The 9,152-nt window shown below is 37.5% G+C and carries 9 protein-coding genes and 1 pseudogene; 5 read left to right on the top strand and 5 right to left on the bottom strand.

Annotated features, from left to right (window positions below; translation table 11 throughout):
* Nucleotides 1-170 precede the first annotated feature (170 nt).
* Nucleotides 171-740 carry a hypothetical protein gene (locus tag FTT72_RS15565; RefSeq protein ID WP_180178658.1) on the top strand — a complete coding sequence of 190 codons (570 nt, stop codon included), beginning with the start codon at nt 171-173 and terminating at the stop codon, nt 738-740.
* A 262-nt stretch (nt 741-1,002) separates the two neighbouring features.
* Nucleotides 1,003-2,163 carry an MFS transporter gene (locus FTT72_RS15560; protein ID WP_180054633.1) on the top strand — a complete coding sequence of 387 codons (1,161 nt, stop codon included), beginning with the start codon at nt 1,003-1,005 and terminating at the stop codon, nt 2,161-2,163.
* 24 nt (nt 2,164-2,187) lie between these two features.
* Here the strand turns inward: FTT72_RS15560 and FTT72_RS15555 are convergent, their stop codons facing one another.
* Nucleotides 2,188-3,618, bottom strand: a complete 1,431-nt coding sequence (locus FTT72_RS15555; protein WP_180163423.1) for a GGDEF domain-containing protein — start codon at nt 3,616-3,618, stop codon at nt 2,188-2,190.
* A gap of 251 nt (nt 3,619-3,869) precedes the next feature.
* Here FTT72_RS15555 and FTT72_RS15550 point away from each other — a divergent pair, with 251 nt between their 5' ends.
* Nucleotides 3,870-4,352, top strand: coding sequence for a hypothetical protein (locus tag FTT72_RS15550; protein WP_078190792.1), 483 nt, complete (start codon nt 3,870-3,872; stop codon nt 4,350-4,352).
* A gap of 71 nt (nt 4,353-4,423) precedes the next feature.
* Here the strand turns inward: FTT72_RS15550 and accC are convergent, their stop codons facing one another.
* From accC to aroQ, 3 genes are read right to left on the bottom strand one after another with little or no spacing between them, the layout of a single operon-like run.
* Entirely contained in the window at nt 4,424-5,785 is a 1,362-nt protein-coding gene (accC, locus tag FTT72_RS15545; protein ID WP_111885487.1) for an acetyl-CoA carboxylase biotin carboxylase subunit, read from the bottom strand.
* Nucleotides 5,786-5,802: 17 nt separating this feature from the next.
* Nucleotides 5,803-6,219, bottom strand: a complete 417-nt coding sequence (gene accB, locus FTT72_RS15540) for an acetyl-CoA carboxylase biotin carboxyl carrier protein (protein ID WP_078190790.1) — start codon at nt 6,217-6,219, stop codon at nt 5,803-5,805.
* A gap of 15 nt (nt 6,220-6,234) precedes the next feature.
* Nucleotides 6,235-6,690 carry a type II 3-dehydroquinate dehydratase gene (gene aroQ / locus FTT72_RS15535; protein ID WP_180022653.1) on the bottom strand — a complete coding sequence of 152 codons (456 nt, stop codon included), beginning with the start codon at nt 6,688-6,690 and terminating at the stop codon, nt 6,235-6,237.
* Between the two features lie 1,118 nt (nt 6,691-7,808).
* Here aroQ and FTT72_RS15530 point away from each other — a divergent pair.
* Entirely contained in the window at nt 7,809-8,177 is a 369-nt protein-coding gene (locus tag FTT72_RS15530; RefSeq protein ID WP_078190788.1) for a hypothetical protein, read from the top strand.
* Between the two features lie 3 nt (nt 8,178-8,180).
* A complete protein-coding gene (locus tag FTT72_RS15525) occupies nt 8,181-8,573 on the top strand; it encodes a hypothetical protein (protein ID WP_180109320.1) in 393 nt (130 codons plus the stop codon).
* A 487-nt stretch (nt 8,574-9,060) separates the two neighbouring features.
* Here the strand turns inward: FTT72_RS15525 and FTT72_RS15520 are convergent.
* Nucleotides 9,061-9,152 (bottom strand): annotated as a pseudogene (locus FTT72_RS15520) (IS5/IS1182 family transposase); the annotation flags it as partial.

Genomic DNA, 9,152 nt, shown 5'->3' with positions numbered 1-9,152 from the left:
AATCATTTGAATGATTTCTTCTTGGTCTACGTGCCATAAAATACTCCATATATTGATGTTTATAACATCATTTGGGGAGCAAAATATCACTTATAAGTGTTGTTCAAATTTCCTGATCCACCTCTTTCATTCGTAAACTCAAAATCGGCTATCTCCTAAATAACAAAGGAATGAGTTCAGTTCAGATAATTAAAAATTTAAGCACTGAAAAGATGGTGCTAGAAATATTTAAGAAAAAGGCGATCGTTGGTAAACATATGCATAGTAATAAATGTATGTTTAACAATAGAACGACGAATGAATGGCTGTCTGAAGATGATAGTGTTGAAGAGTTTATTTTTGAGCTTGTACGTATGGGCTGGATAAAATTGAATCGACCACCTGAAGAGAGTAGATTTTGGCAGATGATTCACGACGAAGATGGTAAAATGTTTGGAGTGTTTAATGCTGTTGAAAAAACTTTTATTTATGATTGGATTGCTGGCAAATCTATAGATCCTAAGCAAAATCAAGTGAATAATGAGTATGTGAAAAACTTCCTAGAGACCAATTCATTTAATTATTTAGCTAACAATGAAATGGCTGAGCTTAAGAAACAATTTGATGGAAATACGAATACAGGATATAAGATCAACAAACTTCTAAAGTATTTAGCGCCTCATATGCATCATCAAGAAATTGGTTTATGGAGTACCCAACGTATTGTTGAATGTTTATTTCCATCTCTAGCTCGTCAATAAAATAAATACTCCAAAAGATTTATAACTTTCATCGTCAAAAATAACCGCCTTCGGGCGGTTTTTCTTTTATGCGAAAAACAGTGATAAAATAGTGAAAATTAATGAGTTTTTAAAGCAGTCTACAAAAAATCAAAAAAAATATTTTTTTGCAATTTGTAGACTCATTTGTAGACTGTTGAGCTACAAATACAGCCAAATGAGTGCAATCTTATATAACCATTAACTTATTTAAGTGTTTGAAAATACAAGTGAATATAACCAAATGCAATCAATTCCAATCCAAACAAAACTAGGTGGATTCTACTTTTTCTATTATTCAATAGTGGGTACATTCATGCCGTATTGGAGTTTGTATTTAGAGGATCAAGGGTTTAATTATCAAGAAATAGGGGTTTTATCTTCGATTGCAATTGTGACACGTTTTTTTGCCCCATTTATTTGGGGTTGGATTGCAGATAAATCCGGCAAGCGCATGCTTTTAGTTCGAATCGCAACATGGATGGAAGCCTGTATTTGGTTTCTGATTTTTATAATTCCCAACAGTTTTCAATCTGTTGCATTACTCATGCTGGTTTTTAGTTTCTTTCAAAATGCTATATTGGCTCAGTTTGAAGGAGTAACTTTATTTTGGTTAGCTGAGCGGCGTGCAGAACTTTATGGAAAAGTCAGAAAATGGGGATCAGTTGGCTTCATTGTTGGGGTATTTGGAATTGGGGCTTTGCTAGAAATAATACCTGTTTCAATGCTGCCTATCATGTTGTTATGCATTGCATTTCTCGCATTTATTTGGTCATTTACGATTAAAGAGCCCGCTACTGCACCATCTTCACAGAAAAAACTTGAACCACTTTGGCCTATCTTAAAACGACCAGTTGTAGCGAGTTTTTTTATCATTGAATTTTTTCTGCTCTTTTCGCATGCACCGTTTTATAGTTTTTATAGCAATTACCTTATGCAAGCTGATTTTTCGACGAGCCAAATCGGTTTTTTATGGTCTGTCGGAGTCATTGCGGAAATCATTATGTTTGCCTATGCCAATGTCTTTTTTAATCGATATTCTTGGCGTAACTTAGTGCTCATTTGTTTAGGGCTAACAGGGATGCGATGGTTGATTGTAGGCTTATATCCGACGGTGTTTATCACTCAATTTGCTGCGCAAACGATTCATGCCTTTAGTTTTGGATTATTCCACTTAATCGCTATGCGAATCATTTTTCAAAATTTTACCGCAAGTCAACAAGGGCGTGGTCAAGCGCTATACAGCACCATGTGGGGCTTAGGTGTTGCGAGTGGCAGTATTTTAGCAGGTCGATATTGGGACATGCTTTCGGGACCCGTTATTTTTATGATCGCAGGACTGGCGGTTATACCTGCCATGTTTTTGGTCGTGGGCTTGCCTAAAACGAACCAAAAGCCAGCTTGAAACAATTCAGTATATTGAAAAGTCTCAATGGACTAAAATCACTTGATTACGGCCGAGTTCTTTAGCTTGATATAATGCCTGATCGGCTTGATTAATCATACTTTGCAAACTTGGAGCATTGGGCAAAGACTGGTGTATTAGGCCGATACTCACAGTAATATATATTGTATTTTGTTCATCGATACTAATTGGTGTGGTTTCAACGACTTTTCGGATACGTTCAGCGATACCTTGGGCTTCAGGTGCTGCAATGTTGGTAAGTAATACACTAAACTCTTCTCCCCCAATTCGTGCAAATAAATCAGTTTCACGTAAATTCTTACGCACAATACTCGAAAATTCTTGTAAAACTTGGTCACCGACATAATGCCCATATTGATCATTTAATTGTTTAAAATGATCAATATCCATCATGATAATGGAAAAGTTAAGCTGAATTTGGTTTTGTAGGTAAAGCTCACCTTGCTCGAAAAAATATCGACGATTCATCGCATGCGTTAAACTATCATGATTTGCAAGGTATAAAACCTCTTTATATAGTTCGTGCCGATTTCGGCTAATAATACAAAGAATTAACGGCGAGAGAATCAGCATGGCTAGGCCAATACGAACTGAAATTGCTGTCGATAAATAGGCTAATGAAGAATCGTGTAAGTAGAACGCATTTAAATTGTAATAGGTCGCTAAAATTACCACGGCATTAATCAGTGATAAGGTAAATAATCGATAGGTTAATGCTGCCCAAATTAGAGCCGCTAAAGGGTAGAGAATTGCCCCTGGACCTGCAGAAACGGCTGTTAAAAATACACAGAAGACAACTGCAATTGCCGGAAATATTTTATTGATCTGAAAGCTTTGATGACGTCGATCTTTGAAATAAAGTTTAAGATCGGCCAGTTTAGGAAAAGACAGAATAAGCGGTAATATAATCAGCGCATTCAATATTTCGGTAATCCACCACATACCAAAATCAATCGACAATCGATCGGTCGACATAAACGTATTGGGAATATAAGGCACGGTGAAAATAGCAAAAAGTGCACCCGCAAGGCATCCACCACAGGCGATGATGACAATCATGGTCAGAAAGGTGAAACCTTTATTATAGTTTTGATAGTTCACCTGAAAATATCGCATAAAAAATAACGATACCATGCTGTTGGTTAAATTTGAAAAAGTAAGAAATAGGGTGAGTTGGAAATAATTGCCTGTCACTAAATCTGGGAGCATATAGCCGGTAAATGCACCTAACCATCCTCCCAGATTACTGAGTTTGGGAAACCTTAAGAATAATGCTAACAATAATGCATTCGCAGGCCAAAAAATCGCTAAATAGCTTAATGGGCGGCTGAAAATACCGACTAAGCAGCAGCAAAAAATAACTGCAGCGACTATGACAAAAGCCATGCTGTGGCGTGTATTAAGCGGAGCAAGACTATTCGAATGCAGTTTCATTAGCTTATGTAAGCCTAGGTTAAATATGGGAGAATTCGTTTTTTTCGTATATTAAACGATAAAAAAGATTTTATATTATTTTATTGTAAATAGTGTGATTTGTTTGGCATTTAGCTGATTTGTAGTTTCGTTAACGAAGATTGATTTTCTGGATAAAGATGAAAAATGATTGTTATGAAAATGTGATAAACCGCGGATTTGTAAAAAAATGTGTTACTTTAAGAGCATGATTTATATGACTGATTAAATGTATGAAAATAGCATATCTTACAGTTTTACTCATGTTGAGTTCATCGTTGGTGATGGCGGCAGATAATAAGAATACAACTCAAAATTCAGAGGCTAAAAATCAAGTTGAAGCGGTGAATAGCTTTAGGGTGACAACACGTTCTGAATTGGTTGGCTTATGGGGCATGGAAATTCCGACCAATAAAAAGTGCGTCGAATATTATAATTTTAAGAGTAATAATGATGTTGTGATCAAAAGCGGTGAAGAGTGGTCATCAGGGGTGTATGACTATCAACCTGCACAAGATCCGAATGTGCAAATTCCAGCACTGATTTTGCAAGTGAAATATGACAATAATCAGATGGATTGTTCGGGCAATATTCAAGATCAAACCGGCGAAATTTCACAGTACTTTGTAAAGTGGAAAAGTCCATCGGTTATTAATTTCTGTGCCAACGATCAGGCTCAGCAGTGTTTTGCGACATTGCGTCGAGTTTTGCCTTAAGCATGATTATAGACCTTTTATTATGAAAATAAAAAACCACTCATTTGAGTGGTTTTTTTGACGCTGAAGATTTATTTATCTTCATGTCCTTCGACTTTCTTTAATAGATGCTTTTCAAGATAGTGAATATCCATTGCTTGTTCGCAGAAATTTTTATCTTGAAGAATCAAATCTTTATGTAGCGGAATATTGGTTTTCACGCCAGTTAAGATAATCTCTTCCAGAGCTTGTTTCATGCGCGCAATAGAGGTTTCACGATCTTTACCATGCGCAATGAGTTTTGCAATCATTGAATCATAGTATGGTGGGATGCTATATCCTTGATAGATATGAGAATCTAGTCGGATACCTGCGCCACCCGGTGCATAAAAATGGTCGATTTTACCCGGTGAAGGCATAAATGTAGATGGATCTTCTGCATTAATACGACATTCAATCGCATGACCTTTAAGTTGAATATCTTCTTGTTGAAGATCCAAACCTAAGCCAGCAGCAATGCGTAATTGTTGCTCGATAATATCCACACCAGTTACTTGCTCAGTAACAGGATGTTCTACTTGTACACGAGTATTCATTTCAATAAAGAAGAATTCACCTTCTTCAAATAAGAACTCAAATGTACCAGCACCACGGTATTGCATCAATTTACAAGCATTTACACATGCTTCAAGAATATGCGCACGTGCTTCTTCAGGTAAACCCGGTGCAGGCGCTTCTTCAAGCACTTTTTGATGGCGACGTTGCAATGAACAGTCACGATCATAAAGGTGAATTGCATGGCCATTACCATCTGCAAGAACTTGCACTTCGACATGGCGTGGCTTTTGAAGGAAACGTTCCATATAAACGGTGTCGTCACCAAACCACATTTCCGCATCACGTTGAGCAGCTTGTACAGATTCGAGTAGCGTGTCTACACGTTCAACGATACGCATACCACGACCACCACCACCAGAGGCAGCTTTTACGATCAATGGAAATCCAATTTCTTTGGCTTCTGCCAATGCATTGTGAATCGTTACAGCATGGTCACAACCCGGAACAGTCGGTACACCAGCTTTTTTCATCGCAATAATGGCAGAAACTTTGTTCCCCATTAAGCGAATGTGTTCAGGACGCGGACCGATAAAGATAAAACCTGAGTTTTCTACAATTTCTGCAAACTCAGCGTTTTCAGATAAGAAACCATAACCTGGATGGATGGCATCTGCACCGGTGATTTCAGCCGCTGTAATAATGGCAGGGATATTGAGATAACTTTCGCTGCTGGCACCTGGTCCAATGCACACAGCTTCGTCACAGAAGCGTAAGTGCATTAGGTCTTTGTCGGCATCGGAATAAATCCCTACGGTTTTAATTCCTAAAGTTTTGCAAGCGCGGGTGATGCGGAGCGCAATCTCACCACGGTTTGCAATTAAAACTTTTTGCAACATTGTGATTCCCCGTGGTCTTAAGCGCGATAGCGGAATAATGGTTGACCGAATTGGATCACTTCGCCATTTTTAACCAAAATTTCTTCAATTACACCGCTTTGAGTTGCTTCAATTGGGTTCATGATTTTCATTGCTTCGATGATACCGAGTGTTTCACCAGCAGATACAGTTTGACCAACTTTCACAAATGGTGCTTCACCTGGATTTGGCGCAGCATAGAACACACCAACCATAGGAGACGGCTCAACAGCACCACGTGGTGAACGAGGTGCAGCAGGCGCAGCGGCAGGAGCAGCCATAGCAGGCGCAGCGGCAGCAACTACTGGATTGCGACGAGTTAGAGCAATCGATTGATCGCCTTCTTTAACTTCAATCGCCTGTAAGTCAGATTCAATCATCAAATCGATGAGTTTCTTGATTTTACGGATATCCATGAACAGTATTCCTAATTAAGATTGAGAAGTTGGTTGAATTTTTTCGATGGCGAAGTCTAGTGCTGCGGCATAGCCTTTTGCACCTAAACCACAAATAACGCCAACGGCTTTATCAGATAGATAGGAGTGATGTCTAAATGCTTCGCGAGCGTGGACATTTGATAGATGTACTTCGATAAACGGAATGGCTACACCAAGAAGGGCATCACGCACAGCAACCGAAGTATGTGTTAGGGCTGCTGGGTTAATAATGATGAATTGAACGCCTTCTTGTTGCGCTTGATGAATTCGGTCGACGACAGCGCCTTCCCAATTACTTTGGAAAGTGTCGAGAGAAATGGAAGCGTTTTGAGCCTGTGAAATCAGTTTTTGGTTGATATCATCGAGTGTTAGATAGCCATAAACTTCGGGTTCACGTTTTCCCAGTAAGTTGAGATTCGGTCCATGAATGACCAAAATGGTCGAGCTCATTTAGCCTGCTCCAATAAAAAGTTGCAAATTTACTTTGCAAGATACCTGCAAAGTTTGCTCATTATGGCATAAAATCCCACATTTTTTTTATAATTTCTTTGAATTGACGTGAAAAGCATGTGCCGAGAATGGGCTATATAATGCGAACTTTGCAGAGAATTGGCAATGTTAAAAGATTACATTTTTAACATTATATTGTAGGACATCATTTTAAACCCAATTGGCTAAAACTGTTGATATCTTTTGTGTAAACTTGCTTTATCGTGGTGCGTACGTTTAGCAATAACCAGTACAAATGATCTGAAAGGTGAGATGGCCTGTACATTTGTCTTATAGATCGTCAGTTGAACTGCCTACGCATGCATAGTCGTAAAGATGGTATTTATACAGCGACTTAAAAAATTCTAAGGTTTAACTTATTTCACGCGTAAAGGAATCTAAATTGTTCTCAGTTTTCAATCGAGTTATTTGAAAGAATAAATCAGGTTTGTGTGCTAAGTATATAAAAATTAAAAGATAGTTACTTTTTCTATGGTTTATAAAGCATATTTCTAGGCCAATAAAAGGTTTTCATAAATGATAGGGCTCACGCTAGATATTTTGTTTGCCTCAGTGAATTGAATATTCTGTGGGAGCATTTCCTTATAAGTAGGCAGCTTTAGATAAGCTGAGCATTTATTGCCTAGCTACGTCATACTTTATAGTCCTATATATAAGCGTATTAACCATCCTGTGTATTTTCTAGTCAGTGTTTTGAATGTATGAAGCGTGCAAGGCATTGACGATTTCTTTCATAAATCATGTAAGTTTGGAAAATCGGGCATTTGTCTAAATTTGTACAGGTATTGGCAAAAGTTAAATCTGTGGTGATAAAGAAGTTTGCTGTTTGCATGCTGATTCTATTTTTTATTCGTCTATTTCTATGTTTTAGCGGTATATGTGTTGAATAAGTTTCCTTTCTTCTTGTTTATACTTTTAGGTGGAATCTACCGCATTGAGTCTTTTTCTATAAATGAATTGATAAAACAAGGCTCGAATGCTTTCGCACGGAAAAAATTTATCTATATAAGTGTAATTCACGGTAGAATGCCCGAAACCTATATGGCCTGAGAACAAACATGGCAAAACATACGCAAAATTCATCACCTTTGGCAGAACTGATTGCAGAACAAAAACTTTTATGTGAAGAAGTGGGTTCTGCATATGTAGAAGTGCAGGGCGATGATGTAATTGCTGTGGCTGTCCATACCTTAAATAAAGATCCAATAGTTGGTATTCGTAAGCCTGCAGAAGGTGATGAAAATGTCAGTTGGTATATTTATGGCGGCGAGCTTGAAGGCGCAGATAACTTTGAAACAATGACTGTGCGTAAACTGCAAGATGTTGTGCCTGAAGTGCTACCGTATTTAGCTTTGGATGTGGGCTATCGTTTTATGATCGATGCTGATGATTATGAAGATGTCTGGAAAGAAGGTGATGAGGCTTAATTTATGCATTCTCCATTGATGTATAAACCTTATGTCTTTATTTTTTCTGTGTTTACTGCTTCTGTAGCATATGCAAATGTGAATGAAGCGGTTACTCCACAACTGACTCAAGCTGAATATAATGCTCAGATACATACATATACTGAGCAAATTAATTCAACCAAAGCCATTTTAGATGACCCTACATCTACTGCAACGGGTCAGCAGCAAACTCAAGCTTTTTGTTTAAGATTGAATGCATATCGACAGATTTTAGAAATTTCTCAGCAAAACTCAGCTCTTGAAATGGCCAATCTAATGCGAGTGGCTTCACAGCACTACTTACAACAACAGCAACAGAGTATGCAGTCATCTGGCTTAAACGAAAGTGCATTTTGTTCGAGTCCTACAAAATAATTTAGGTTTAAATTTCTCTTCTAAAACTTTTGGGCTCTAGTCTAACTTTCTTTCATTTTGTTCTATTTTTCATAATTCGAAATGGTCTAATATTTCAAAATTATTACAGCATTATTCACTATAGGTGCAGTTTCTAATAATCTTAGAAGTTGAAAATGTAGATTGTCAGAAAATGATATAAAATATGCTCAAAATGATAAGTCCATCACATTATTATGATTGGGTTAGAACGATTTATATGCAACAAACATCCCTGGTCCTGTTGCATAGGTCAGTACTAATACATCAACTTGTTGATGTCGTTCTCTTTTGGCCACTGAATAAGTGGCTATTTTTTTGTGAAAAATTAAATGCTTAATTGGGTGATAAATCCAATGTAGGTAACTTTTACTTAATTCCTGATTTACTATCCACACACATTGACTCATATACGACATTCTTTTCGAGTAAGATAGGGTGTGTTGACATTTACAGCCGATAAATTGAGCTAAAGAGGCAACCATATAAATATACAAGCTAAAGCAACAGCGCTTTGATAGTTACGTTTTAGCTTATCGTATCTTGTGGCAATTCCTCTAA

The sequence above is a fragment of the Acinetobacter sp. YH01005 genome, from assembly GCF_013420465.1.
GTDB lineage: Bacteria > Pseudomonadota > Gammaproteobacteria > Pseudomonadales > Moraxellaceae > Acinetobacter > Acinetobacter amyesii.
Note: the sequence above shows the minus strand (reverse complement) of the source record. Positions and strands in the feature narration are given on the sequence as shown.

What these genes read in the sequence shown, in the direction of transcription:
- FTT72_RS15565 (WP_180178658.1), top strand. Translation starts at nt 171, where the DNA reads ATGAGTTCAGTTCAGATAATTAAAAATTTAAGCACTGAAAAGATGGTG.
- aroQ (WP_180022653.1), bottom strand. Translation starts at nt 6,690, where the DNA reads ATGAGCTCGACCATTTTGGTCATTCATGGACCGAATCTCAACTTACTG.
- FTT72_RS15525 (WP_180109320.1), top strand. Translation starts at nt 8,181, where the DNA reads ATGCATTCTCCATTGATGTATAAACCTTATGTCTTTATTTTTTCTGTG.
- accB (WP_078190790.1), bottom strand. Translation starts at nt 6,219, where the DNA reads ATGGATATCCGTAAAATCAAGAAACTCATCGATTTGATGATTGAATCT.
- accC (WP_111885487.1), bottom strand. Translation starts at nt 5,785, where the DNA reads ATGTTGCAAAAAGTTTTAATTGCAAACCGTGGTGAGATTGCGCTCCGC.
- FTT72_RS15550 (WP_078190792.1), top strand. Translation starts at nt 3,870, where the DNA reads ATGAAAATAGCATATCTTACAGTTTTACTCATGTTGAGTTCATCGTTG.
- FTT72_RS15560 (WP_180054633.1), top strand. Translation starts at nt 1,003, where the DNA reads ATGCAATCAATTCCAATCCAAACAAAACTAGGTGGATTCTACTTTTTC.
- FTT72_RS15530 (WP_078190788.1), top strand. Translation starts at nt 7,809, where the DNA reads ATGGCAAAACATACGCAAAATTCATCACCTTTGGCAGAACTGATTGCA.
- FTT72_RS15555 (WP_180163423.1), bottom strand. Translation starts at nt 3,618, where the DNA reads ATGAAACTGCATTCGAATAGTCTTGCTCCGCTTAATACACGCCACAGC.